This is a genomic window from Microbacterium sp. NC79 (assembly GCF_019061125.1).
GTDB lineage: Bacteria > Actinomycetota > Actinomycetes > Actinomycetales > Microbacteriaceae > Microbacterium.
This window is the reverse complement of sequence record NZ_JAHQYI010000001.1, coordinates 590121-616430: the sequence shown is the minus strand read 5'-3', so window position 1 is coordinate 616430 and position 26310 is coordinate 590121. Positions and strand designations below refer to the sequence as shown.

The window sequence follows — 26310 nt, the reverse complement described above, 5'->3', positions numbered from 1 at the left end:
AGCCCGATGCAAATCTCAGCCCTCTCCGCTGCCACCGGTGTGTCGATCGCCACAATCAAGTTCTATCTCCGCGAGGGCGTCCTTCCCCGCGGCACCGCCGTCAGCACGAAGCGCGCGGAATACTCAGACGAACACGTCAAGCGCATCCGACTGATCACGGCACTCACCGATGTGCGTTCGCTGCCGATGGCGAGAGTGAAGGAAATACTTGGCCTGGTGGATGCGCCACTGCCTGATCCATCCGAATCGCTCAGCCGCGCGATCAGCGCGCTGCCGCCGTACATCCCCGATTCCGCCGACGGCGATTACCCGCTCGCCCGCGATGCGCTGGCCGCGCTCGACTACATTTACGACACCCGCTCGGCTGCGGTCAAGCAGCTCAACAGCGCAATCCAAGCCGTGAAGGATGCCGACCTGTTTTGGGAGGCAGAAGACATCGCGTTCTACGGCACCATTGCGATGACCATGGCGCAGCGTGAATTGCAACCCATGGCACGCATGAGCCCGAAAGACATTATTGGCTTCGCCGTGATGGGCACGGCCATGTATGAGCCGATTATCCTGGCGCTTCGCCGCCTCGCCCACCAGACGCTCAGCATCCGCGCCATGCAACAGCGTGGCGCGGCGGGGATGCCACCAGAGCCTGGTCTTCAGGGAACACCCGCTGCGCGGCTCACGGAACCGCCGGTTGCGCACACCACGCAAGCACCGGTTCTGCCTGATGAAGACAGTCGTCGAGCCTAGAGCTTCTCGATCGGCGCGATCTTAATCAACAGCTTCTTTGCGCCAGCGGAATCGAAACGCACGTGCGCGATACGCTTCGCGCCTTCGCCAGTCACGAGGTCGACACGGCCTTCACCGAAGTCGTCGTGGCGAATACGATCGCCTGGAGCAAGCTCAAGCGCACCGTTGTCTCGCACTTTAGAGGGAATACGGTTCGGGAATTTCTCGAGTGAGGTGGTCTTGGGGCCGAATCCGCCGGAACGGCCGGATGGGAGCTGTTGCACGCCGAAGCCCCCGCCTGGTCGGCGAGCGTTCAGCGCGCGTGATTGCGTGCCGCCGCGGGAGTTGACATCCCCTGGCGACTGACGCCAATCGATCAGGTCGGCCGGAATCTCCTGCAGGAACCGGCTCGGCATTGCCACCGAAACCTCGCCGAACTGCGCACGCGTCATGGCGAGCGTGAGGAACAGCCGCTTGCGCGCACGCGTCACACCGACATAGAACAGCCGGCGTTCTTCTTGCGGACCACCAGGCTCCCCCGCCGAAATGCGGTGTGGAATGAGATCTTCTTCCACGCCGGTGACGAAGACGGCATCAAACTCGAGGCCCTTCGCCGTGTGCATCGTCATAAGCGAGACGACACCGGATTCGTCGTCGAGGTCATCAGCGTCAGACACCAGTGCAACCTCGGTGAGGAAGTCACTCAACGTGCCCTCGGGGTTGTTGCGCGCGAACTCGCGGGTGACGGCAACGAGCTCATCGAGGTTTTCGACACGCGCCTCGTCTTGCGGATCTTTGCTCATCCGCAGCGAATCGAGGTATCCACTCTTTTGCAAGAGCACCTGCAGCCCATCCGCGACAGCCGTCGACGGCGGAATCTCGCCCGATGCCGGAACCATAATGTTCGCCGCTTCGGAGAGCACAGCGTCGAGCTGTGCGATCGCGTTCTGAATCTTCGGGCCGAAGCCAAGCGCCTCAGAGTTTGCGAGGGCATCACGGAACGAGATGTTGTGCTCGGCAGCGTACGCCGCAATATTCGTCTCGCTGACGTCACCGATGCCACGCTTCGGCCTGTTCAGGATGCGGCGCACCGATTGGTCATCTGCCGGGTTCACGACCGCGACGAGGTAGGCCAGTGCGTCTTTGATTTCAGCGCGGTCGTAGAACTTCGTGCCGCCCATGATCTTGTAGGGCAGCGCCGAGCGGATGAAGATCTCTTCCAGCGCACGCGACTGCGAATTGGTGCGGTAGAACACTGCCATTTCGCTGTACGGCATGCCGCCGCGGTGCAGTGTCTCAAGCTCATCGGCAACGAACTGTGCTTCATCGTGTTGCGAATACCCGGTGAAGCCGACGATCTTCTCACCGTCACCGCTGTCCGTCCACAGCTTCTTCTCTTTGCGGTCGAAGTTGTTGCTGATCACCGCGTTGGCCGCACCCAGAATGTTCTGTGTGGAACGGTAGTTTTGCTCGAGCAGCACCACCTTCGCGCCAGGGAAGTCATGCTCAAACTCGCTGATATTGCGAATGTCAGCGCCACGGAATGCGTAGATCGACTGATCAGAGTCACCCACGACGGTGAGTGAAGCGCCTTCAAGCTCTGGTGCCTGGTCTGCCTCAAAAATCATCATTCCGCCGGCGGAATATGGCTCGGCTGCGCTGCCGACCACCGGCTTTGTCAACTCACGAATAAGCGAATACTGCGCGTGGTTCGTGTCTTGATACTCGTCGACAAGAATGTGACGGAACCGGCGGCGATACACGTCAGCAACGTGCGGGAAAGCGCGGAACAGGTAGACGGTTTGACCGATCAGGTCGTCAAAGTCGAAGGCGTTCGCCTTCTGCAACGCGCGCTGATAATCGCGGAACACATCGGCAAACTTCCGCTCGACCGGGTCGTTCATGTTGGCGGAGCGCGCAAACGAGTCCGCGTCTTCGAGTTCGTTCTTGAGCTTTGAAATGCGGCCCTGCACGCTGGCAGGAGTGAGCCCGTAGGCATCGGCCTCGTGCTCTTTCACGAGGCGCTTCAGCAGCGCGCGGGAGTCGCCAGAGTCATAGATCGTGAAGGAGGAAGTGAACCCAAACTGCTGCGCCTCGCGGCGCAGAATGCGCACGCACGCGGAGTGGAACGTCGAAATCCACATGCCCTTAGACACGTCGCCCACGATGTGCCCAACGCGTTCACGCATTTCGGCTGCCGCTTTGTTCGTAAAGGTGATCGCCAAGATCTGGCTTGGCCACGCCTCACGTGAGCGCAACAGGGAGGCGATGCGGTGCGTCAGCACCCGTGTCTTGCCGGAACCCGCGCCTGCCACGATGAGTAACGCCTGACCGCGATAGGTCACGGCCTCAGCTTGCGGTGCGTTGAGCCCGTCGAGAAGCGGATCTCCAGCCGCAGAAGGCTCGGCGCTTCGGCCGACGATAATGGGCTGCACAGACTCGGTCATGATGACTCCAGTTTAGGCCGGAGCTCTGACATTGCCGTCCGCTAGCGACGCTGCGAAGCGGCACGCACGCGTCGTGCGTAAAAGGTCACCACGAGACCGCCGACAAGCAGGACGATGCCCGCCGCGAAGTTGATCCACACCGCGACCGGTTCTGCCATGACTTCGACGGCCTCATCTTGCCACTGTGCGCCCAACCAGACCGGCCCGAGAACCGCCATCACCAGCGACACCAGTGCGATGGTTCCGCCAATGCTTGCGGTCACCGCTCCCACAGCAGCCAGCGGGCCGATCTGCGGGGTAATGGCGCCGCCTGCGGCGATCAGCGCCCAGGCGAGCACCGCCAACACGAGGGTCAATACGATGAAACGCAGCCACGAGGTATCCCACAGCAGCAACCAAAAGTTTCCGGGCCCCGCGATCGCGACTCCGGCAAGCATGACAAGACTCCACACCACAGCGGTGCCAGACACCGCGGAGATGACCGGCCACGACGAACGCGGCCAGACCAGCACGATGATGATCGCTCCGAAAACAAACCACCCCGCACTCGCAATGAGCACGGGGATAACGGAGAGAAAAGAACCAACAACAAGGTGCGTGGCAATGAGCAGGCCGGCCGGAATAATGACGAGAAGCCAACGGTCAAGCGCGAGCAGGCCGAGCATGGACTCACGAGCACGCCACGGTCGCGAAAACGACAGCCACGTGGCTCGGGCGGCGGCCGCACCAGGACGACGCACCAGGCTCGTGCGTGCGGCGAAGATACCGATCGTCAGCCACCCAGCGCCGAGAACGAACAGGCCACGAGCGAGCCATGCCATCAGTTCTTCGCGCTCAGCGCGTTCCGGCGCCAACACAGCGTTGGAGTTTACCCGCAGCATCGCTTCGCTCAACACCACCACGACAGCTGCCAGCGCGGCCAAGGAGACAGCGATGAGAATCGCGCGTCGTCCTCGTTGATCGGCCAGAGTCATGACCAAATCTTAGCGAGGTTCCGACGCCCCCATTGCCACACAGCCAGAACAGCCGCGCGCTACAGCAGGCGACGAGCTGACGCCCATGCTGTCAGCTCGTGTCGCGATGACAATTGCAGCTTGCGCAGCACGGCAGAAACGTGGGTTTCAACTGTCTTTACCGAGATGAACAGATCGGCGGCGACCTCCTTGTAGGAGTAGCCACGGGCGATCAACCGCATCACTTCTTGTTCGCGGGCAGACAGCCGGTCGAGCTCATCCGGTTGCGCGGCAATCTCGCCGGTCACCGCGCCAAAAGCGTCCAGCACGAAACCTGCGAGGCGGGGCGAGAACACGGCATCACCGGCGGCAACAGCACGCACGCCCGCACTCACTTCCGCGCCAGAAGCACCCTTGGTGATGTATCCGCGAGCGCCAGCACGAATCACCCGCACCACGTCCTCTGCGGCGTCGGAGACACTGAGAGCCAGGTACCGGGTATCGGGCGCGAGTGGCAACGCTTCTCGTAAGACGGCTTCGCCTCCGGAACCAAATTCGCCGTCTGCGCCGGGAAGGTGCACGTCCAAGAGCACGACGTCGGGCTTCGTCTCCGAGATCATCGCGACCGCGCTGGGCACGTCGGCTGCTTCGCCGACAACGTCGACGGTGTCGTCGAGGTCGGCGCGCAGACCTGACCGGAAAATCGAGTGGTCATCAACGATGACAATGCGCAGTGGCGTCATGACTTCTCCTGGCTTCGAAGGGCAGCCCGCGCGTAGTCGAGCGTGAGGTGGATTTCGGTGCCGGATTCGCGGCGCAGGATGCGAGCATCTCCCCCGGCTCGGCGCATGCGGCCGATGATGGATTGCCGCACACCGAGGCGGTCACTTGGCACAGCAGTGAGATCAAACCCTGCGCCCCGGTCGCGCACGAACACATCGACGGCACGTTCGCTGCCTTCGATGTACACCGAGATCGGGCCGGGTGCGTGACGGGCGGCGTTCAAGATGGCTTCACGGGCGGCCGCGGCCACTTCCCCGCTGGCCCGCTCCGTCGACTCCCCAGCCGCGACCACGTCAATGACGACCGGGTAGTCCAGTTCGAGCGCGGCCGCGTAGTCGCGCAGGTCGGTGGGGAGGTCACTGTCGGCCGGGTCATCACCGTCGTAGAGCCAGCTCCTGAGCTCACGTTCCTGCGCGCGGGCGAGTCGCGCGGCCTCGCTTGAGGCGCCAGCCCGGTTTTGAATGAGGGCGAGCGTTTGCAGCACGGAGTCGTGCAGGTGCGCGGCCATTTCGCTGCGCTGTTCTTCACGAATTCGACGGATGCGCTCCTGGGTGGCACCGCGCAGCGACAGCACGAGTGCCGGGGCGTATACCGCCGCGAGCGCGATCACCGCACAGATGGCGGCAATGAACACCAGAACGGACGAGCCGCGCGCGGCGAAGTCGAACCCGTACATCACGATGACGACGAGCAAGATTCCGGTGGCGCTAGCCCGGACGGCGAGAACGTGGCGGGGACCGCGTGCGGGGTCATGCACGTCAAGGAATCCGGCCCACAGCCCCGCGACAACGCATGCCACCTGAGCGACGGCACTCGCTGTGACCCACTCCGGTGCGCCGGCGAAGGAGTATCCGACGGTTCCCCACACGATTGTCCAGCCGGAAAGGATGAGTGCGGCGCCGGCAACACCCACGCTGATCCACGCCACCGGAGCGGATCGCGTCGGTGTCGTGTCATGCGGTTCGCTATCGAGCGGCACGAAGATCCACAGCCACAGATACAGCAGCACACCGGCACCCGCAATCAGCGCGGTCAGCGCAAACACCAATCGTACGGCGGTGACGCTCCAGCCCAAGTGCCGGGCCAGTCCCGCAGACACCCCCGTCGCCACGCACGCACGTGGACGCCGCAGGGCGGGGCGCGCACGGGCGGACGGCAAGCTCATAATGACCAGTCAAGCACTCCGCACGCACGCAAACATCGAATTGTCGTGATTCCAGGGACGCGTCAGGGGGTTCCCCCATAGCGGCGCACTCCGGCTCTGACCGAGGGTAGAGGTATGACATCGCCGAACATTCCGCCAGCGCCGCCATCGGCATCCAGCGCGCCGCCGTCGGCGGCGACCCGGCCGCGCCCCAACGTGTTCTTTGATTGGATTCGCGAGGCGGACATTGTGCGCACTCGCGGTTGGATTGGCGGCGTTGCCGTCGGCATCGCGAATCGCACGGGCATCGACGCCGCCCTCATCCGCGGCATTCTCGTGGTGATCACCCTCCTCGGGTTTCCCGCCATTCTGCTCTACGCAATCCTGTGGCTCCTGCTTCCAGACGAGCACGACTCGATCCCTCTGCAAGAGATCTTTCGGGGGCGCTTCCAGCCGCAGTTGATCGGAATCCTTGCCACCTTCTTCTTTGCGATGGTTCCGTTCTCTTCACTCGTTACTCGCGCATGGCAAGCACTCACCCAGCCAGCGATGATGGTGGCCGTCGATAACGGGGATGGCGGAATCACGTACTATTCGACCTATTCCGATTACGCCTTCAACGGTGCGATGTCGCTGCTGGTTCCGATGGCTGCCGTTGCCGTCGCGCTCATCGGGGCGATCACGGTGATTGTTATTGCTCGGCACCGCCGCGCAGCGCACGCAGATGCAGCGGCTGCCGCCCTGGTTCCGGAACCAACGGGTGCGGTTACACCGGACGCCAACGTGCCGGAGTGGGCGGCGGATACCGCCGTGCTTGCTGATGAACCGGGGCAAGTCGCAGACGAACGCGGGCCCGCCTCATCTGATGAGTTTGCGCTGTGGCGAGAGCAGCACGCGCAGACCCAAAAGGATCGCGATGCATTCTTGGTCGCGCAGCAAACCGATGATTCGGCGGCCGAGCGTGCCCGCGTCGAAAAGGCCGCACAGCGTGGTGACTTCTTGAAGCAGATGGCTGCACGCCGAGCGGAACGACGGGCATCGAACCCGCGCGCAAGCCTCGGCTATAACCTCGGTATCGTCGGCGCGGCCGGTGTCGCCGCGTGCGTCGTCGTGCTGGCGCGCGTTCCTGACGGACTACCTGCGGCTATTGCTCTCGGCGCTTTCGCCGGTGCGCTGGTGCTGGCACTCGGCATGATCATTGCCGGAGCGATGCGTCGCCGCAGCGGTTTCTTGGCGTTGGCCACGGTTGTCGCGCTCGTCGTGGGTGGTGGCGCCACTGTCGCGTCGAAACCGACGAGCCTGGTGTGGGACGGCGCGGGTGTCTTCGCGGGCGAAATGCCGACGGTCAATCAGCCGTTCGGCTGGCTCCAGGTGTACGCCAACGCGTACCAAGAAAACCGTGAACCCCTCACGATCACGAAGGGCGATGGCTACACAATGATTTTTGTTGATGCCGGCGTCAATCTGAAGTTCGAAGGCACCATCGGCAACGACGGGAGCGTGCGTGTTATCGCCGATTCGATGACGGGCGATGCCCAGGTTCAAGATGTCGCCCCCTACTCCTCTGGCGACGTGAACTCGTTCGCGGTCGACATCCGCACCTATCGCAGCGATGCCGCGTCGACGACCCAGAAGATCACGCTCGATCAGGCCAGCGGGTGGGTCGAAATCATTGTGCAGCCCGATTGGACCGTCGACGGCGACACCGCCGACGCCGTCGCCCCCGACATCATTATCAAGAAGTGATGGAGACCGACATGACACATGACGCATCGGTGGAACCCACCATCGATCCCGTGGTCGCAGTGACGCAGGCAGACACCGATGCGGGGGTTGTCGATTCGACCGTCGCGGACGATTCGGCTGACGCGCCAAACCAGCTTCCGCTGGGAGTTGCGGAACCACGCACACGCTGGGCAGGGATTGTGTGGGGATTCGTTTTAGCTGGCATGGCCGGATTCGGAATCTGGTTCTTGCTCTCGGGCTTCGGCATTGATGGCCTCATCCCGTGGGCGATGACGCTCACACCGTTCACCGTCGGCATCTACATCGTGCTGGTGATCGCGGCAATCGCCGTGATCAGCGCGCTGGTGGTGCTCATCAGGCACGCGCAGAAGACTTTCGCTGCGCGCCGGGCTCGCTCTTAGCGAGCCGCAAGCGGGGGTGCGTTCGGGACCGCACCCCCGCTTTTTCATGCGGTGATGGTTCCGGCCCTCACGAGCGTCCGCGCGAGGTGAGGCTCAGCGGCGGAACAGAGCTGAGGTTCAGCGGCGGAAGAAGTCGACGCCCAGGTCGGCGTGGTCGACAAAGACGCCGTCGACGCCAGAGTCGCGAATAATCGCCCACTCGCCTTCGTAGTTGCCGAAGGCGCTCTTGTCTGTCGATGTCCGAAACTGGCGAATCAAGAACTGATTTTCGGGGCGGACTGTCCAGGTGAATACCTGGAGGCCGCGGGCATGAGCGTCACTCACGACCGACGATGCGCCTGCTGAACGGCCGAGCCGATCTGGGGACAAGATCACCCGCTTATCAACGCTAATGCCATCGACCTCGTGCGCCAGACGGTCAAGGCCACGCGGGCTGAATTGGGCGGCGTATCCCACCGCGCGCTCCCCCATTTGTGCGACAAGGTCAAACGCGGCGCCCTTGTGCTCAAGCAGGTAGATGTAGGTCGCTTTAATGCCCGAATCGCGAAGCTGTGTGAGCACGGTCTGCTCAAAGCTCTCGATCCAGATCGGGAGCTTGCCCTGGTCCCATCCGGCGGCGCGCAACTCGGCAGGGAGGAGGTCGGCGTGTGCCAGGCCGATCGATTCAAAGTACGTTGCGTGTTTGATCTCCAGCACAACGCCGATGCGCCGGCCCTGTTCAAGAGAAGCACGCTCAACAAGTTCCAACAGATCGCTGAGGCGCAGGATGCCCTGCTGCCCATCAAATGTGGCACTGGTTTGGCGAATCTTCGGTAGACGCTCACGCGACGTCAGCGTCGAAAGCTCCGCCCACGTGAAATCCTCCGTGAACCAGCCGGTGAGGTCGTGACCGTCGATCTTCTTCGTGGTCTTGCGATCGGCGAACTCCGGATGAAACGCAACATCCGTGGTTCCGGAGATTTCATTCTCGTGCCGCACCACGATGACACCGTCTTTTGTCATGACAAGGTCGGGCTCAACAGCGTCGACGCCCATCGCGAGAGCGAGGTCATACGAGGAGCGCGTGTGCTCCGGACGATAGCCGGGAGAGCCCCGGTGACCGATGATGAGCGGGTAGGGGCGAGGCACCTGAGAAGCATAGTCGCTGAGAGCGAACGAATGCCGGGAAGTTGCCGAAATCCCGAGAGAAGACGCCGTGCGGCGACTAGTCTGTTGGGAACAGCAAATGCTGTGCACCAAAGTTACGGAGCGTGAGTCACAACATGGCCCTCAGAAACCCCGTCTTCAACAGCGACGCGTTCTCTCAGGACTCGCGCGCCGCGCAGACCTACCCCGGCTACGCCCCCAAGGGCGCGCCGAGCCCCACGTACCCGCCGCAGCAGGGCCAGTACGGTCAGCCGTTGACGCCCCCGAACGCGCAGAACGCGCAGCAGGGGCAGAACCAGGCGCAGTGGTCGTCGGCTCAGCACGCCGCTCAGCAGGCTGCTTTCCAGTCGCAGATGGAGGGCATGTACGCCGCTCCCTCCGCCGGCGCCCTCGACACCGACCGCATGACCGTCGAAGACACCGTCATGAAGACGGTCGGCCTGTTCGGCATTCTGCTGGTCACCGCGCTCGTCGGTTGGGTATGGACCCTCGGCGGCACGTTTGACGCCAGCCGCGCATACTTCACGGGCAACGTCTCGCTCGTGCCGTGGATTGTCGGCGCGCTCGGCGCGTTCGTCCTCTCGATGGTGATCATCTTCACCTCGCGCAAGAAGATTCGTCCCGGCCTGATTTTCGCTTACGCAGCCCTTGAGGGTCTGTTTATCGGTGGTATTTCGGCCTACTTTGAGGCCATCCTCCCGGGCATTGTGGTGCAGGCTACCCTCGCTACACTCTCGGTCGTTGGCGTCACGCTCGCCCTCTTCGCAAGCGGCAAGATCCGCGCATCGAAGAAGGCCACCAAGATCTTCATGATCGCGATGATCGGCTACCTGGTCTTCTCGCTGCTGAACCTGGTCTTCATGTGGACAGGCATCGTCTCCAACCCGTGGGGCATGCGTGGCGCAGAAATCGCCGGCATTCCGCTCGGTGTCATCATCGGTGTGCTGGTTGTCGTCATGGCCGCCTACTCGCTCGTGCTTGACTTCGACGGCATCCAGCAGGGTGTTCGCAACGGTGCTCCTCGCCAGTACGGCTGGATGGGCGCCTTCGGCATCATGGTGACGGTCGTCTGGCTCTACGTCGAGATCCTCCGCATCATCGCCATCGTGCGCGGTAGCGACTAAGAATATCTCTCGCGAAAGGGTCGCCTTCTGGCGGCCCTTTCGTCGTTTCTGGCGCTATCGGTGACGAGCAGCGGGGCGTGATGCCACGGTGCGCACGAGGTCGGCCCAGCGGCGACTGGCGGCAGAGCGCTCGACGACCTGCGCCGCGCTGGGAGCCTCGGCAACAAGGCGCGCGTGCAACTCATCGTCCTGGAGCAGGCGCAGAATCGCTTCACGCAGGGCCGCTTCATCACCGGACGGAACCAGAAGGCCGCCGCCGCGGCTCAGCACGTCGCGGGGGCCGTAGGCAACGTCGTAGCTGATGACAGGGGTACCGGTTCCGAGGGCCTCGCCAACGACGAGTCCCTGCCCCTCATATGCCGTGGTGAGCAGCAGGAACGCGGCATCACGGTAGCACTCCGCAACGTCAGCCACCTGGCCGCGCAGTGTCACGGCAGAGTCCAGACCGAGTTCGCTGATGAGGGCCGCCAGCCGGTCACGCTCAGGCCCATCGCCATAAATGTCGAGGGTCGCGTCGGGCACAGTGCGCACCACCGCTGCCCACGCACGAATCGCGTGATCAATCCGTTTGCCAGCGGCGAGACGGTTCACCATCACGGCGCGGCGGCTGCCAGTCGCACCGGCCGCAGACCCCGCAATGTCGACACCGTTGGACGCCACCACATCGGCACGCTTGGTGCCAAAGCGAGCACGCACGTCTCGCATTTGCGCCTCGGTCGGCCACGCCACCGCGTCAAACGCACCGGCGATATCGAACCACCCTGACCACAGCGCATTGATCGGCGCATCGGGCGTGTAGGGCGACTCCAGATGATTGGTGTGGATCGTGTGAATCAGCCGGGCAGGCGACGACCACGAGGCCAGCAGATCGCCGAGTTGGCGAGCCTCGACAATGACGACGCCGTCATCCGGAACCACGTGGCTGAGCCACGCACGATAGAGCCCACCAAAACCGGCAACGCTTCCGAGCGCTTCCCCCACCTCGTCGTACACGATGACGGGAGCCTCGCTGGTGTGCCAGCGGGCGTCGCCGGTGATGATCGGCAGCGACAACAGGCGCTGACCGGCAGCGTCAACAACGTGGTTGTATTCCACGGCAGCTGGCACCGTGGTTCCGCTCGCCGCAGTGCGCAGCCAGCGGGGGTCAGCACGAAGGTCGTCGTACAGGTTTCGCATGTGCGCTGCGTCGTGGAGTTCGCCGCGGCGCACCCACTCGGCGCGGTGCGCGTCGTGCGCTGCTGTGGGAGCCGGGTCGACGGTCAGCACCGTCACCGGGAATCCCTCGTTATGAAGATCAAATGCTCGGCGCATAACGGCACGAGCAAAGCCCCCATCCTGATCCGGGATCAGTCTGGAGGCCAGCACGAAGCACGGCGCCGAAGTCTCGGCGCCGTTCTTCGTGACATTTACTCCCACTCGATGGTTCCCGGGGGCTTCGAGGTCACGTCGAGCACAACGCGGTTAACGTCGCGCACTTCGTTGGTGATGCGGTTCGAGATCTTCGAGAGCACGTCGTACGGGAGGCGCGACCAGTCGGCCGTCATGGCGTCTTCGCTGGAGACCGGGCGCAGCACGATCGGGTGACCGTAGGTGCGACCGTCGCCCTGCACTCCCACCGAACGAACGTCGGCGAGGAGCACAACAGGGCACTGCCAGATCTCGTTGTCGAGACCGGCGGCGGTGAGCTCTTCGCGGGCGATCGCGTCGGCGTCGCGGAGCAGATCGAGGCGGTCTTGCGTGACCTCACCGATGATGCGGATACCGAGGCCTGGGCCGGGGAACGGCTGACGAGCAACGATGACCTCGGGCAGCCCCAGGTCGCGACCGATCTGACGAACCTCGTCCTTGAACAGGGTGCGCAGCGGCTCGACAAGCTCGAACTGCATGTCTTCGGGAAGGCCGCCCACGTTGTGGTGACTCTTGATGTTTGCGGTGCCTGCGCCGCCGCCGGACTCAACGACGTCGGGGTACAGCGTGCCCTGCACGAGGAACTTGATCGGCTCGCCCGCTTCCTTTGCCTCGTCAACAAGCTGACGCTGCACGGCTTCGAACGAGCGGATGAACTCGCGACCGATGATCTTGCGCTTCGTCTCAGGGTCGGTCACTCCGGCGAGGGCATCCAAGAACTGCTGACGAGCGTCAACCGTGACCAGGCGCACACCGGTGGAGGCGACGTAGTCCTTTTCCACCTGCTCGCGCTCGCCCTTGCGGAGGAGTCCGTGGTCAACGAATACGGCGACGAGCTGGTCGCCGACAGCTTTGTGTACCAGGGCGGTCGAAACGGCCGAGTCAACGCCACCCGACAGCGCCGACAGCACGCGAGCGTTGCCGACCTGTGCGCGGATGCGGTCAACCTGCTCGGCGATCACGTTGCCGCTGTTCCAGTCGTTAGCCAGGCCCACCGCGCGGTGCAAGAAGTTCTCAATGACCTTCTGACCGTGTGCCGAGTGCTTGACTTCGGGGTGCCACTGCACACCGTAGAACTTGCGCTCATCGTTGCTAAAAGCCGCCACCGGCGCACCCGCAGTGGAGGCGTTGACGGTGAAGCCTTCCGGAGCCTTGGCAACGGAGTCGCCGTGGCTCATCCAGACGTTCTGCTCGGCAGGAATACCCTCGAGCAGCACACCGTCGGTTGAGGTGACCGCGTCGGTTGCGCCGTATTCACGGAGTCCCGTCGCCGCGACCTCGCCACCGAGCGTCTGGGCCATGATCTGGAACCCGTAGCAAATGCCGAGCGTCGGAACGCCCAGGTCAAAGACCGCAGGGTCAAGGCGCGGAGCACCGTCTTCGTACACCGACGACGGCCCACCCGACAGGATGAGTCCGACGGGGTTCTTGGCCTGGATGTCGGCAGCGGTTGCCGTGTGCGGCACGATTTCGCTGTAGACACCCGCCTCGCGAACCCGGCGCGCGATCAACTGCGCATACTGGGCACCGAAGTCGACGACCAGGACCGGGCGTTGCACGGTCTCAGGAGTCTCGGTCACTTTGCCTCCGTTATTGGCTGAGGTGTTTGGTCTGATTCTGCCGCGTCAGCTTCACGTTGCGCCAGGTAGGCACGCACGTCGCGAGCGGTGCGAACTTCCAGGAAGAAGCTCAAGAGCGGAACAATGCCGCCAAGTGCGAGCAGCAGGAAACGCGGGAACTCCCAGCGCATCATGCTCCACACGCGGAAGCATGCGAAGAGGTACAGCACGTAGAACCAGCCGTGGACGACCAGGATCACGAGCGAAAGGTTGATGCCGTCGCCCGTTGATTCCAGGCCGTTAGCGGTTTCCACGACCGGCGCTAACCACAGAAAGCCACCCTTTCCACCGAGGAAAAGCTCGAGGTGGATGGGCGTGTACTTGAGGATCATCTCGGCGCACAGCAAAAGCAGAAACACACCCGTGATGATGGACGCGATCTGATAGAACTTCAGTGCACCGCGGATCGCCGGAAAGGTGGCGAGTTTCGGGGCAGCCATGTCTTCTATCCTAACCGTTGCTCTCGAAGCCACTGGCCATACGTCCCAGCCGAGCGGGGTTCCGCTCGCCAGCGCCGAAACCTACGCGGTCGCAATCTCCGGGTAGTCTTCTTCGAACTGCTCGACTTCTTTTTCCCACGCGTCTTTCGCCAGGCGGTACCACATGAAGAAGGCGAAGCCAGCGAACACGATCCACTCGATGGCGTAGAAAATGTTCAGCCAGTTGACCGAGCTTTCTTCCGTTGGCGGGTTCGCGACGATCATGTCGAGAGACCCCAGTGCGCTCTCTGACGCCATATACGGGCGGTAGACGGCGAGGTCGTCGGCGTCATGCCAGAAGCCGAGCAATTGCGCGGGCGACATGCGCACCATTTCAGTAATTGGCTGGCTCGCACGCGGCGGCATCACGCCCTCGTCAGAGATGATTCGCCCGGTGAGGGCGACATCCTGCGGCGCATCGGCGTTCAACTGGGCGGCAACGCTGTCTGCTTCTTCTCGGCTGTCTGTCCAGCCGACGGCCACGGCGAGCGAGGTCGGAACCTCGGTGTCGGCAAGGCGTAGCTGGCCGGTAACCCAGTACCCTTCGACGCCCTCGTTGTGGCGCGAGGACACCACGAGGAAGTCGTCGGCGATGAAGGATCCGGCAACGTCTACCCGGTGTCCGACGTACGGCTCCGGCAAGTATTGCCCAGGTGAAACGACGTCAGCAATCGGCTTGACCTCTTCGGTCACCTCAATCGGAACCGGGTCTTCATCGATCGCCATGTCGAGTTGCCATTGCCCGAGCCATGCGAAAACGCCGGCGACGATGAGTGCGATGCCGAGAATGCCCAACCACCGCGGACGCAGCAGAACTTCGCGGAGCGTCGGCGGAAAGAGGGGCGCCTCGACAGACGTCATTTACAGCGCTTGGTAGGGCGCGAGCACAACCTCGACGCGCTGGAACTCTTTGAGGTCGCAGTAGCCGGTCGTGGCCATCGACTTCTTCAGCGCCCCCATGAGGTTGGCTGTGCCATCAACGACAGGGGTCGGCCCGTGCAGAACTTCTTCCAGCGTGCCCACCTGCTCGACCTGCACGCGCTTGCCGCGCGGCAGGGAGGGGTGGTGTGCTTCCGGACCCCAGTGGTATCCGGAACCAGGTGCGTCGGTTGCGCGCGCAAGCGCGACACCCAGCATGACAGCGTCAGCACCCATGGCGAGCGCCTTCACGATGTCTCCCGAGGTTCCGACGCCACCGTCAGCGATGACGTGCACGTAGCGTCCGCCTGACTCGTCCATGTAGTCGCGGCGAGCGGCAGCAACGTCGGAAACAGCAGTCGCCATCGGTGCGTGGATGCCGAGGGTCGCGCGCGTAGTGGAGGCGGCGCCGCCGCCGAAACCGACGAGCACGCCAGCAGCACCGGTGCGCATCAGGTGCAGGGCTGCGGTGTAGGTCGAAGCACCACCGACGATGACCGGAACATCCAGGTCGTAGATGAACTTCTTCAAGTTGAGGGGTTCGGCGCTGGAGGAGACATGCTCAGCCGACACCGTGGTTCCACGGATCACGAAGAGGTCGACACCGGCGGCGACGACAGTCTCGTAGAACTCGGCGGTGCGCTGCGGTGAGAGCGAGCCGGCAACGACGACGCCCGCTTCGCGGATTTCGCGGAGGCGGGAGGTGATGAGCTCGGGCTTGATCGGCTCGGCGTACAGCTCCTGCATGCGACGCACGACGTTTTCGCCGTCAAGCGAGGCGATCTCGGCGAGCAGCGGCTCCGGGGTCTCGTAGCGAGTCCAGAGGCCCTCGAGGTCGAGAACACCCAGCGCGCCGAGGCGGCCGAGCTCAATCGCCGTCTTCGGGCTCACCACGGAGTCCATCGGCGCACCGATGACCGGGGTGTCGAAGTGATAAGCGTCGATCGACCAGGCCGTCGACACATCCTCCGGGTTGCGGGTGCGTCGTGAGGGTACGACGGCGATGTCATCGAACGTGTATGCCCGGCGAGCGCGCTTACCGCGTCCGAGCTCGATCTCCATGGTCACCCTCTAAGCCTACCCTCGCTTACGCATGCACCGAACCCCCTGCCCTCGCCCGCTCGGTGTACCTGCCCGATGCTTCGGCCCGCGCCCGAGCCTTCGCCGCCTCTTCCTCACGGTTCTTGGGCGGGCGCACCGCGACCAGGTCTTCAAGCAGGTGCCGAGTGGCGTGAGCGATCTCCTCGACCGCCCGGTCAAAAGCCGCCTGGTTTGCGAGCGACGGCTTTGTGGTTCCGGCGATTTTCCGGACGTACTGGAGGGCGGCGGCGTGCACCTCATCGTTCGTGGCTGCCGGTTCGAAGTTGTGAAGGGTGTGAATGTTGCGGCACATGTGCGGCACGCTACGCCGCCTCGCCGACATCCTCAATGGCTCCGGCGCTTTGCCCGCCCCATGCACCGGACTAAGAATCGATATTGGGGAGGGCGCTCCCCCAGGTGCGGAGGGCTGCGGCGAGGGCTTCAGGATCGGGAATGTGCTTGATCAGCTCGAGCTCGAGCCCCATGTGTGCGGCGTAAGCCTCATCGACGAGTGCCAGGCCCTGGGCAGTGAGCCGGATATTGCGGCGACGGGTGTCGATGGCGTCGACCGTGCGCTCGATGAGGCCGCGGGCCTCGAGGCGGTCGACGCGCTTCGAGAGGCCACCGGTCGTGATCATGGTGTGGTCGGCAAGCTCCCCTGCGGTGCGTTCGTAAGGGGCACCGGAACGGCGGAGCGTCGCAAGCACGTCGAACTCGCCCTGCGAGAGTCCGAAGCGGGCGAAGTTCGCATCGAGGTGACCGTCAAGCAGAAGCGCGATCCGGTGCAGGCGACCGATCACACCCTGCGGCGATGGGTCGACATCCGGGCGCTCGCGACGCCAGGCAGCCATGATGGCATCAACCTGGTCTGGCTCGCGCGGACTATCCGACATGGCACCACTATATCTTCCAAGGAAGTAATATGTCTTCCATGGAACAGAAATCTCGGGTCGGCTGGATCCTCCTTACCGCGGTCGCGCCCATCGTGTGGGGAAGCGTCTACGTCGTCACGCGTCAGTTTCTGCCCGCCGAATCGCCCCTCTGGGGTTCGGTCTTTCGCGCGGTTCCGGCCGCCATCATCTTGTTTCTGGTTTCTCGCGAACTCCCCCGCGGGCAATGGATCTGGCGTTCATTCGTGCTCGGCTTTCTCACCGTCGGCGGCTTCTTCGCCCTCATCTACGTCGCGGCGGCGACCCTGCCGAGTGGCGTCGCCGCAACGCTGATGTCCACGGCCGCTGCCGGAATGCTGCTATTCGGCTGGGCACTCCTCGGTCAGCGGCCGCGCCTATTGCCGGTGGCCGGCGCGCTCACCGGCATCGCGGGCGTCGCGATTATGGTCGGTGCGTCCTTCAGCGAGGTCAACGGCTGGGGTGTGGCAGCCTCGCTCGGCGCGATGGCCGCCTCGTCCCTCGGCTTTGTGTTGACCGCTAGGTGGGGTGGCTCGATCGCCCCGGTCACGCTGGCATCCTGGCAACTGATGACTGGTTCCGTGCTGGTCGTTATTCTCGCGGTCGTTTTCGAGGGCGCACCTCCCGCCCTGACCGGCACCGAAATCGCGGGTTTCGCCTACATCAGTGTGATCTGCACGGCCCTCGCGTACTTCGCCTGGTTCACCGGCCTCCGCCACCTGCCCGCCGCAGCCGTCGGTGCGATCGGACTGCTGAACCCGGTGTCTGGGGTCGTCCTCGGCGTCATCGTGGCCGGCGAACCGTTCGGCCCCACTCAGGCCCTGGGCATCGCACTCGTCATCGCCGGCGTGGTCATCGCCATCGCCCGCCCGCCACGTCAGGCTCAGCCGAGCTAACGAGCGCGTTCCACCCGCTTTTCGTCCCACATGGGCGTTGCAGATTCTTCGACGGAACCATCAGAGCGGAAGATCAAGAACCGATCGAAAGAGCGTGCGAACCACCGGTCGTGTGTCACGGCCAGTACTGTGCCGTCAAACCGCTCAAGTGCATCCTGCAGTTCTTCAGCCGAGACCAGGTCGAGGTTGTCTGTGGGCTCGTCGAGCAGCAACAGTGTGGCACCGCCGAGTTCGAGGAGTAGCACTTGAAAACGGGCCTGCTGCCCGCCGGAGAGCTGTTCAAAATTCTGCTCAGCCTGAAGCGCGAGGCCATAGCGGCTGAGCGCTGAGCTCGCCGCGTCACGCGCCATACCGGCGCGGTCATCCTCACCGCGATGCAGAATGTCAAGCAGTGGGCGCCCGACAAACTCGGGGTGCTGGTGCGTTTGCGCAAACCATCCCGGCACCACACGCGCGCCGAGAACGGCTCGACCGGTGTGCGCAACCGCGGCGGCGCGCTGGCCCGCGGTCGTGACGTGCCCCATGGTTCCGTCGGGATCCGTTCCGCCGCGTGCCAGCAGGCGCAAGAAGTGGGACTTGCCTGACCCGTTGGAGCCGAGCACGCCGACCCGGTCACCAAACCAGATTTCGGTCGTGAACGGCTTCATCAAGCCGGTGAGTTCGAGGTCGGTAGTGACCACGGATCGCTTGCCGGTGCGCGCGCCGCGCAGGCGCATGTCGAGGTTCTGCTCGCGGGGCTTCTCTTGCGGCGGGCCGGCGGCCTCAAACTTCGCGAGCCGCGTTTGCGCCGCACGGTAGCGGCTGGTCAGCTCATCGCTGCGCTTGGCCGCATCGCGGAGGGCGACCACGAGCTGCTTGAGCTTGAGGTGTTGTTCGTCCCAGCGGCGGCGTAGCTCTTCGAGGCGTTCCATGCGGGCGTCGCGCGCGGCGTGGTAGGTGTTGAATCCGCCGCCGTGGATCCACGCGGTCGCGCCCGTGGCACCGACTTCGAGCGTAGCGATCCGGTCGGCGGCGCGGGCAAGCAGCTCACGATCGTGCGACACCAGCAGCACGGTCTTTTTGGTTTCACGCAGGCGCGCTTCGAGCCAGCGTTTGCCAGGCACATCAAGATAGTTGTCTGGTTCGTCAAGCAACAGCACTTCGTCAGGGCCGGCAAGGAGCGCTTCGAGCGCGAGGCGCTTTTGCTCGCCACCAGACAGCGTCGACAGCTCCCGATACTTCACGCGCTCGAATCCGGCACCGAGCGCCGCTGTCGCCACACGATCCCACACCGTTTCGTACTCGTATCCGCCAGCATCTGCATACTCGGCAATCGCCGTCGCGTACGCCATCTGGTTCCGCTCGCTGTCATCATCGATCAGCGCGTTTTCGGTGGCCTCCAGCGCTCGAGCCGCGAGGCGGATGCGGTCGGGCGCGACATCAACGAGCAGGGTATGCACGGTTGGTGGATTCGCCGGGTCGGCGGCGCGGGCGTGGCCAATGAACTGGTCCATCACGCCCAGGCCGCCGTTGATTGTGACGGCACCACTGTCGGGTTTGAGGTCACCCCGGACGATGCGTAGCAACGTCGTCTTGCCCGCACCGTTCTCACCGATCAGCGCGGTGGTCTTGCCCTCGCCGACCCGAAACGTGATGTCGTCGAGCAACGGCCGCCCATCGGGCAGCGTGTATGACACGGCGTTGATGTCGATGAATCCCACGGTGTAATCCTCTCGCCCGCGGCAGGCGAGCCTTTCAGGATAGCGGCATCGAGCGGCCCGCTACGCCTCGTCGGTGTTTTCGTTCGCCCCCAGCTCCCGCAGGCGGCGACGTTATGCATCGGATTGTGGTGCCAGTGTGACTGGTGAGGCACATGAGCATGACATAACGCATTTCGTGATGCATAACGCCGGCCAGGACCTCGGGCCCGGGCCTCAAAGCGGAACCTCGGGCCGCAGCCTTTCCTTGCCAACCCGCCCTCTGGTTCCGCCCGCCGCTGCAAAATGCAACGGATTGTGTGACAGAAGTGAACCAGAGCGACTCATGAGGAAGACATTTCGAAATCCGCGATGCATTTTGCGGTCAGCCGATGCAGCCCATACAGAACGGCACCAAACGACCACAGAAAAACGGAACCTCCCCTCGCGGCGCGAGGAGAGGTTCCGTCTCAGAAAAACTACTTGCGGTAGTTCGGAGCCTCGACGACGATCTGTACGTCGTGCGGGTGCGATTCTTTCAGACCGGCAGCCGTGATGCGCACGAACTTACCCTTGGCCTTGAGCTCTTCGATCGTGCGAGCGCCGACGTAGAACATCGACTGACGCAGGCCACCGACGAGCTGGTAGGCGACGGCAGCAGCCGGGCCGCGGTACGCAACCTGCCCTTCGATACCCTCGGGGATGAGCTTGTCATCGCTGGGCACGTCTGCCTGGAAGTAGCGGTCCTTCGAGTACGACGTCTGCTTGCCGCGGGTCTGCATCGCGCCGAGCGAGCCCATGCCGCGGTACTGCTTGAACTGCTTACCGTTGACGAAGACGATCTCACCCGGTGATTCGTCGGTTCCGGCGAACAGCGAACCAATCATGACGGTGTCAGCACCGGCGACGAGGGCCTTGGCGATGTCGCCCGAGTACTGCAGACCGCCATCTGCGATCACCGGAACACCAGCTTCGCGTGCGGCCTGGAAAGCCTCCCAAATCGCGGTGACCTGCGGAACACCCACACCGGCGACAACACGTGTGGTGCAGATTGATCCGGGACCAACACCAACCTTGATCGCGTCAGCGCCGGCTTCGATGAGTGCCTGTGCGGCCTCACGCGTGGCGATGTTGCCACCGACGATGTCGATGTGCGCAAACGTTTCGTCAGCCTTGAGGCGCGTGATGAGGTCGATCACGCCATATGAGTGTCCGTTAGCGGTGTCAACGACGATCGCGTCAACGCCCGCGTCGCGAAGCGCCTCGGCACGCTGCCACGCGTCGCCGAAGAAGCCGATCGCGGCACCAACACGGAGGCGTCCGAGCTCATCTTTCGTGGCGAGCGGGTACTTCTCACTCTTGTCAAAGTCTTTAATCGTGATGAGGCCTGCGAGCTTGCCATTCTCGTCGAGCAGCGGCAGCTTCTCCACACGGTTCTTCGCGAACAGCGCGATGACGTCTTCTGCGGCGATACCAACCGGCGCGGTGATGAGGTTTTCGCTCGTCATGACATCTTTTGCGAGCGTGGTCTTGCGGTCGGTGCCGCGCACGAAGCGCATGTCACGGTTTGTGACGATACCGACAAGGCGACCCTCTTCATCGACGACCGGCAGACCCGAAATGCGGTACTTCGCGCACATCGCGTCGACCTCTTCGATCGTCGTTTCCGGCGTCGTGGTGATCGGGTCGCTGATCATGCCCGACTCGCTGCGCTTGACGCGGTCAACGTGTGCGGCCTGGTCTTCGATCGACATGTTGCGGTGCAGAATGCCGATACCACCCTGGCGGGCGATGGCGATTGCCATGCGTGACTCGGTCACGGTGTCCATGGCGGCCGATGCCAGCGGGGTGGCGACAGTGATGCGTTTCGAGAATCGCGAGGAGGTGTCTGCGTCACTGGGAATAACGTCCGTCGCACCGGGCAGCAAGAGAACGTCGTCGTATGTCAGGCCGGTGAAGCCGAAGGGGTCATTCTGTTCCATGAAAAGGTTCCTCCTGCGCTAATGGCGCGGTTATCGCGGGGCGAGGGACGTCGGCGGCCTGTCACGGATGGGTCGTCCGTGTCTATCCAGTGTAATTCGCAATGCGCGCGATTTATTCCAGACCGCTGCGCCGCCCAGCTGCGGGCCCACTGATCGCGACACGCCCGGGCAAACATGCCGCACCCGACGACTGTGCACCGCACCCTGGTTCCGGAACCCCGTGGCTGGTGCGAAAACCAGGTCACCTGCGCACAATTCGCTGGTCACACCATGACAACGACTGAATATTTCTTCCCCGTTCGCCCGCTTTTCGCAATAGGCTCACATTCCAGCCCGAATCACTGTCGATCGGGCCCACGCGTTTGCTGGAGATCCCAACAACAAGCGGAGGTTGTGTGTCTCACTCAATGACCCGAACCCAGTACCGCCATCGGTGGCGCGCGCTGATCCTATTGTTCGCATTCCTTCTCGCCGGGTTGGTGATCGTGGCACCGTCTTTGGCGACTGCCGCGAGCGCGACAACGGTTCCGGTCGCTGCCGCGACGTGTGACCCGCCCGCAGAGCAAGAGAAGACGGACTGGCGCTTCAGCGGCTTCATCAAGTTCAACGATGAGCCGCTCCCCTGCATCACCGTCACGATTGAGGGCAACGGATTCAGCGCTGAGACCGTCACAAACGACAAGGGTCGCTGGGAACTGTTCGTCCCTGAGAACGCGGAGTACACGCTCACCGTTGACGAATCGACCCTGCCTGAGGGCGTCATCGTTGAAGGCGAGTCGGCATCGCAGACCGTGACGTTTGATCTCACCGGCAAGAAGACGGTCAACCTCTTCTTGGGCGAGGGCGTCCGCGAGACCACGTCGTTCGGCGATCAGCTGCTGAACAGCCTGTTCCGCGGCGTGGTGTTTGGTCTGATGCTTGCGCTCGCTTCGATGGGTGCCGCTCTGATTTACGGAACCACGGGGCTGTCGAACTTCGCACACGGCGAGATGGTGTCGTGGGGTGCGATTGTGATGATGATCGTCTCCACGATTTGGGATGCCCCGCTGTGGGTCGGTATCGCTGCTGCCGTCCTCGCCGGCGTCGGGCTCGGGTTCGCGCTCGATGCCGGGTTGTGGCGGCCGCTGCGGCGCAAGGGCCTCGGCATCGTGCAGCTTCTCGTGGTGAGTATCGGCCTCGCGATTGCGCTTCGTTCGTTCTATCAAATCTTGATCAAGGGCAACGTGTATGAGGTGCCGGGCCAGAACGTCACCGAATTCCCGCTTGGCCCGATCAAGACGACGTACATCAACCTCATCATCGCTGGCGTCAGCATCGTCGTGATTCTCGGCGTTGCGTTCTTCTTGACCAGCACGCGCCTCGGCAAAGCCACGCGAGCCATTAGTGACAACCCGTCGCTGGCGTCAGCATCTGGCATCAACGTTGAATCTGTCGTGCGCCTGGTGTGGATGCTGGCAGGTGGCCTTGCCGCTCTCGGCGGTGTGCTGTGGGCCTACTACCTCCGCGGCGTGAAGTTTGACATGGGCACCTCGATGCTGCTGTTGATCTTCGCGGCGATCACCCTCGGCGGCTTGGGAACCGCGTTTGGCGCGCTCATTGGTTCCATCATCATCGGTATCGTCGTCGAGGTCTCGCCGCTATTCATTCCCTCTGACCTCAAGTTCGCTGGCGCTTTGCTCGCCCTGATCGTGATCTTGCTGGTGAGGCCGCAAGGCTTGCTCGGCCGCAAGGAAAGGTTGGGCTGACATGGACTTCATGGCTGTGTTGGCGGATTCGCTCCGCTTCTTGCTCTCACCCACCACGATCGCGTTCGCGATCGCGGCCACCGGATTGGCTGTGCACTTCGGCTACACGGGCCTGTTGAACTTCGGTATGGCCGCGTTCATGGCCCTCGGTGCGTACGGATACGCGATCGGTGTTCTGACGTTTGGGCTCCCCTGGTACGGCGCTATGGCGCTCGGCTTGATCGCTGCAGTGCTGTTCGCGTTCATCCTGGGTATTCCTACCCTGCGACTACGCGCCGACTACCTTGCCATCGTGACGATCGCCGCCGCAGAAATCGTGCGCCTGTTGCTGAACACCGCGGCGTTCGACTCGGTCACCGGCTCAAACGACGGCCTGGACGGCTACAACGTGGGCTTTCAGGCCGCGAACCCGTGGGTACTCATGGGCGGGCAGACCTCAGACAAGTGGGGCTTTTGGACCTGGACCTACACCAACGCCCGCTGGTGGATCATCCTGTTCGGCCTGATCCTGCTCGCCGTCTGCATCATCGTCGTGTTTATGCTGATGCGCAGCCCCTGGGGCCGCGTTATCAAGGGCATCCGCGAAGACGAAGATGCCGTGCGCTCGCTCGGTAAGAACGTCTTCGCCTACAAGATGCAGGCCCTCATCATCGGTGGTGTGATGGGCGCGATGGGTGGCATCGTCTACGCGTTGCCCTCTGCCGTCACCCCGGGTTCGTACGTCACCGATATGACGTTCAACCTCTGGACGATCCTGCTGCTCGGTGGCGCAGCGACGGTCTTCGGCCCCACACTCGGTGCCGTACTGTTCTGGGTCGTCTACGCCTTCCTCGGCTCGGTGATTCCCGTCCTCGGACTGCCGCTCGCCAATTCGCAAAGCGCGGCCATTGTGCAGCTCCTGATGGGTATCGCCCTGATGCTGATCGTGATCTTCCGCCCACAAGGCATCCTCGGAGACAAGAGGGAGATGACCTTTGTCAAGTAACCAGATTCCCGACAGCACCGGTGAGCAGCCGGAACCCGTGGTTCCGGTGCACGCACCCGATGCGACTGCCGACACCGTGGTTCCGGAACCAGCGGCTGCGGTTGTTGATGCGGTGACACAACCAGCGGCCGACGCTGGCGATGTTCCGCCCGAGCAAGAGGATGTGCACGAAGCAACTCCCGAAGAGGTTATCGCCGAGCGTGAGGCTGCCGAGCCGGTCGCTGTGAAACGTCAGAAGACGACGGGCCTCGCGAAGGGACCGGGCACGCCAGGCATCCCCAAGGTTGACCCGATTCTCATCGTCGATAACGTCACCAGAAACTTTGGAGGCGTGACGGCCGTTGACGTGAACCACCTCGAGATTCCGCGGCACGCGATCACCGCGCTCATCGGACCAAACGGCGCAGGCAAGACGACGCTGTTTAACCTGCTGTGCGGGTTTGACAAGCCCAACACCGGAACGTGGACATACGACGGCCACAGCCTCGCGGGCGTGCCGTCGTTCAAGGTGGCGCGGATGGGGCAGGTGCGCACGTTCCAGCTCACGAAGGCGTTGTCGCTCCTGTCCGTGTTGGAAAACATGAAGCTCGGTGCCAAGGATCAAAAGGGCGAGGGCTTTTGGGCGTCGCTCATGCCATGGCGTTGGCGGAAGCAGGAGACGGAGATCACGGCGAAGGCGCGTGACCTGCTGGCACGCTTCAAGCTCGACGCGAAGGAGCAAGACTTCGCAGCGTCGCTCTCCGGCGGTCAGCGCAAGCTTCTTGATATGGCGCGTGCGCTGATGAACGACCCGAACCTGGTCATGCTCGATGAGCCGATGGCCGGTGTGAACCCGGCGCTGACACAGTCGCTGCTTGACCACGTTCTCGACCTGAAAGACCGTGGCATGACCGTGCTTTTCGTTGAGCACGACATGCACATGGTGCGTCACATTGCCGATTGGGTGGTCGTGATGGCGGAGGGCAAGATCGTTGCCGAGGGGCCGCCTGATGCTGTGATGGAAGACCAGGCTGTGATCGACGCGTATCTCGGTGCCCACCAGGACATTGACCTCGGTGTCGTCACTGGCCGCATCCCCACCATTGACACGAAGGAGTCGAAATGACCGATAACACCGGTGCGAATGGTGATGTCGTTGTTGAGATGAAGGGCGTGCACGCCGGCTACCTGCCTGGCATCAACATTCTGAACGGCGCGAATCTGATTGCTCGCAAGGGTGAGCTGATCGGCATCATCGGCCCGAACGGCGCGGGTAAGTCGACGCTTTTGAAGGCGATCTTCGGCATGCTGAAGGTGCGCGAAGGCGATATCACCGTCAATGGCGAGAGCATTGTCGGGCTCAAAGCCGACAAGCTGGTCAGACGCGGCGTCGCCTTTGTGCCGCAGACGAATAACGTCTTTCCGTCGCTGACGATCGCCGAAAACCTGCAAATGGGAGTCTTCCAGGCCCCCAAGAAGTACGCAGAACGCCTCGAATTCGTCACCAGCATCTTTGCGGAACTCGATGGCCGCCTCGGCCAGCGTGCCGGGTCGCTGTCTGGTGGTGAACGCCAGATGGTGGCGATGTGCCGTGCGCTCATGATGGACCCGAGCGTGCTGCTGCTTGATGAGCCGAGCGCTGGCCTCAGCCCGGTGCGCCAAGACGACGCATTCCTGCGCGTCTCCGAGATCAACAAAGCGGGCGTGACCACGATCATGGTGGAGCAGAACGCCCGCCGATGCCTACAGATCTGTGACCGCGGCTACGTGCTTGACCAGGGCAGGGACGCCTACGAGGGCACCGGACGCGATCTGCTCAATGACCCGAAGGTCATTGGCCTCTACCTCGGCACGCTGGGCTCTGAGGCCGCCTAGCCTGCTTCACCAAGCCGGGCTCCCGATCTCCTTCGGAGCCCGGCTCTTCCCTTTGCCCCCCCGCGCCCCTGGTTCCGCCCCCACCGCTCTCGCTCCCACCCAGCCACCTGGTTCCGCCCCACCGCTCTCCCTCCCACCCAGCACCCCTTCCAACGGGCGAGACACATTTTGGTCGTCGAGACACCAGCGGGGAACGTGTGTCTCGTGGACCAAAATGTGTTTCGCAGACGTGAGCGGGAGCGCTGGGGCGCTGGGCAACGCAAAGGGAGGGACTCGGCTGAGCCCCTCCCTGCG

Annotated in this window: 23 protein-coding genes; 9 read left to right on the top strand and 14 right to left on the bottom strand. The window is 63.3% G+C overall.

The annotated features are described in order from the left end of the window. Positions 1–6: 6 nt before the first annotated feature. Positions 7–744 carry a MerR family transcriptional regulator gene (locus tag KTJ77_RS02660; protein WP_217336964.1) on the top strand — a complete coding sequence of 246 codons (738 nt, stop codon included), beginning with the start codon at positions 7–9 and terminating at the stop codon, positions 742–744. Here the strand turns inward: KTJ77_RS02660 and KTJ77_RS02655 are convergent. From KTJ77_RS02655 to KTJ77_RS02640, 4 genes are read right to left on the bottom strand one after another with little or no spacing between them, the layout of a single operon-like run. Next, entirely contained in the window at positions 741–3170 is a 2430-nt protein-coding gene (locus KTJ77_RS02655; RefSeq protein ID WP_217336963.1) for an ATP-dependent helicase, read from the bottom strand. The two genes, KTJ77_RS02660 and KTJ77_RS02655, sit on opposite strands and share 4 nt — an antisense overlap. 41 nt (positions 3171–3211) lie before the next feature. Next, complete coding sequence (locus KTJ77_RS02650) at positions 3212–4144, bottom strand: hypothetical protein (RefSeq protein WP_217336962.1); 933 nt, start codon at positions 4142–4144, stop codon at positions 3212–3214. Between the two features lie 59 nt (positions 4145–4203). Then, positions 4204–4866 carry a response regulator transcription factor gene (locus KTJ77_RS02645; protein ID WP_217336961.1) on the bottom strand — a complete coding sequence of 221 codons (663 nt, stop codon included), beginning with the start codon at positions 4864–4866 and terminating at the stop codon, positions 4204–4206. Next, positions 4863–6071, bottom strand: coding sequence for an ATP-binding protein (locus KTJ77_RS02640; protein ID WP_217336960.1), 1209 nt, complete (start codon positions 6069–6071; stop codon positions 4863–4865). Before KTJ77_RS02640 ends, KTJ77_RS02645 begins: the two co-directional genes overlap by 4 nt. Before the next feature lie 114 nt (positions 6072–6185). Between KTJ77_RS02640 and KTJ77_RS02635 the strand changes: the two genes are divergently transcribed. Then, on the top strand, positions 6186–7796 hold the full coding sequence (locus KTJ77_RS02635) for a PspC domain-containing protein (protein WP_217336959.1): 1611 nt from the start codon (positions 6186–6188) through the stop codon (positions 7794–7796). Between the two features lie 11 nt (positions 7797–7807). Continuing rightward, the gene (locus KTJ77_RS02630) at positions 7808–8197 is read left to right on the top strand and encodes a hypothetical protein (RefSeq protein ID WP_217336958.1); all 390 of its coding nucleotides are present in this window, start codon (positions 7808–7810) and stop codon (positions 8195–8197) included. A gap of 117 nt (positions 8198–8314) precedes the next feature. On the opposite strand, the gene KTJ77_RS02625 is transcribed toward KTJ77_RS02630, so the two are convergent. Then, the gene (locus KTJ77_RS02625; RefSeq protein WP_217336957.1) at positions 8315–9325 is read right to left on the bottom strand and encodes a glycerophosphodiester phosphodiesterase family protein; all 1011 of its coding nucleotides are present in this window, start codon (positions 9323–9325) and stop codon (positions 8315–8317) included. A gap of 134 nt (positions 9326–9459) precedes the next feature. Here KTJ77_RS02625 and KTJ77_RS02620 point away from each other — a divergent pair, with 134 nt between their 5' ends. Then, on the top strand, positions 9460–10467 hold the full coding sequence (locus tag KTJ77_RS02620) for a Bax inhibitor-1/YccA family protein (RefSeq protein WP_217338294.1): 1008 nt from the start codon (positions 9460–9462) through the stop codon (positions 10465–10467). Positions 10468–10521: 54 nt separating this feature from the next. On the opposite strand, the gene KTJ77_RS02615 is transcribed toward KTJ77_RS02620, so the two are convergent. From KTJ77_RS02615 to KTJ77_RS02585, 7 genes are all read right to left on the bottom strand, one after another. Beyond that, a complete protein-coding gene (locus tag KTJ77_RS02615; protein WP_217336956.1) occupies positions 10522–11739 on the bottom strand; it encodes a glycosyltransferase in 1218 nt (405 codons plus the stop codon). Positions 11740–11873: 134 nt separating this feature from the next. Continuing rightward, entirely contained in the window at positions 11874–13454 is a 1581-nt protein-coding gene (gene guaA, locus KTJ77_RS02610; protein ID WP_217336955.1) for a glutamine-hydrolyzing GMP synthase, read from the bottom strand. Beyond that, entirely contained in the window at positions 13451–13933 is a 483-nt protein-coding gene (locus KTJ77_RS02605; protein WP_217336954.1) for a DUF3817 domain-containing protein, read from the bottom strand. The genes guaA and KTJ77_RS02605 overlap by 4 nt, the downstream gene beginning before the upstream one ends. An 81-nt stretch (positions 13934–14014) precedes the next feature. Beyond that, the gene (locus tag KTJ77_RS02600; RefSeq protein WP_217336953.1) at positions 14015–14833 is read right to left on the bottom strand and encodes an SURF1 family protein; all 819 of its coding nucleotides are present in this window, start codon (positions 14831–14833) and stop codon (positions 14015–14017) included. After that, entirely contained in the window at positions 14834–15952 is a 1119-nt protein-coding gene (locus tag KTJ77_RS02595) for a GuaB3 family IMP dehydrogenase-related protein (protein WP_217338293.1), read from the bottom strand. A 25-nt stretch (positions 15953–15977) separates the two neighbouring features. Continuing rightward, positions 15978–16283 (bottom strand): DUF2277 domain-containing protein, encoded by a 306-nt coding sequence (locus KTJ77_RS02590; RefSeq protein ID WP_217336952.1) that lies wholly within the window; start codon positions 16281–16283, stop codon positions 15978–15980. A 70-nt stretch (positions 16284–16353) separates the two neighbouring features. Then, complete coding sequence (locus tag KTJ77_RS02585) at positions 16354–16863, bottom strand: MarR family winged helix-turn-helix transcriptional regulator (protein WP_217336951.1); 510 nt, start codon at positions 16861–16863, stop codon at positions 16354–16356. Between the two features lie 38 nt (positions 16864–16901). Between KTJ77_RS02585 and KTJ77_RS02580 the strand changes: the two genes are divergently transcribed. Next, positions 16902–17774 carry an EamA family transporter gene (locus tag KTJ77_RS02580; protein WP_217336950.1) on the top strand — a complete coding sequence of 291 codons (873 nt, stop codon included), beginning with the start codon at positions 16902–16904 and terminating at the stop codon, positions 17772–17774. Here the strand turns inward: KTJ77_RS02580 and KTJ77_RS02575 are convergent. Both KTJ77_RS02575 and guaB read right to left on the bottom strand, forming a co-directional pair. Continuing rightward, positions 17771–19474, bottom strand: coding sequence for an ATP-binding cassette domain-containing protein (locus KTJ77_RS02575; protein WP_217336949.1), 1704 nt, complete (start codon positions 19472–19474; stop codon positions 17771–17773). The genes KTJ77_RS02580 and KTJ77_RS02575 overlap by 4 nt on opposite strands. Positions 19475–19929: 455 nt before the next feature. Continuing rightward, positions 19930–21432 carry an IMP dehydrogenase gene (guaB, locus tag KTJ77_RS02570; RefSeq protein WP_217336948.1) on the bottom strand — a complete coding sequence of 501 codons (1503 nt, stop codon included), beginning with the start codon at positions 21430–21432 and terminating at the stop codon, positions 19930–19932. A gap of 407 nt (positions 21433–21839) precedes the next feature. Here guaB and KTJ77_RS02565 point away from each other — a divergent pair, with 407 nt between their 5' ends. The 4 genes from KTJ77_RS02565 (at position 21840) to KTJ77_RS02550 (ending at position 26016) form a co-directional block, all read left to right on the top strand. Further along, the gene (locus tag KTJ77_RS02565) at positions 21840–23177 is read left to right on the top strand and encodes a branched-chain amino acid ABC transporter permease (RefSeq protein ID WP_217336947.1); all 1338 of its coding nucleotides are present in this window, start codon (positions 21840–21842) and stop codon (positions 23175–23177) included. A gap of 1 nt (position 23178) precedes the next feature. Beyond that, entirely contained in the window at positions 23179–24162 is a 984-nt protein-coding gene (locus KTJ77_RS02560; RefSeq protein ID WP_217336946.1) for a branched-chain amino acid ABC transporter permease, read from the top strand. A 223-nt stretch (positions 24163–24385) separates the two neighbouring features. Beyond that, a complete protein-coding gene (locus KTJ77_RS02555) occupies positions 24386–25267 on the top strand; it encodes an ABC transporter ATP-binding protein (RefSeq protein WP_367948891.1) in 882 nt (293 codons plus the stop codon). Beyond that, positions 25264–26016, top strand: a complete 753-nt coding sequence (locus KTJ77_RS02550) for an ABC transporter ATP-binding protein (RefSeq protein ID WP_217336945.1) — start codon at positions 25264–25266, stop codon at positions 26014–26016. The genes KTJ77_RS02555 and KTJ77_RS02550 overlap by 4 nt, the downstream gene beginning before the upstream one ends. Positions 26017–26310 lie beyond the last annotated feature (294 nt).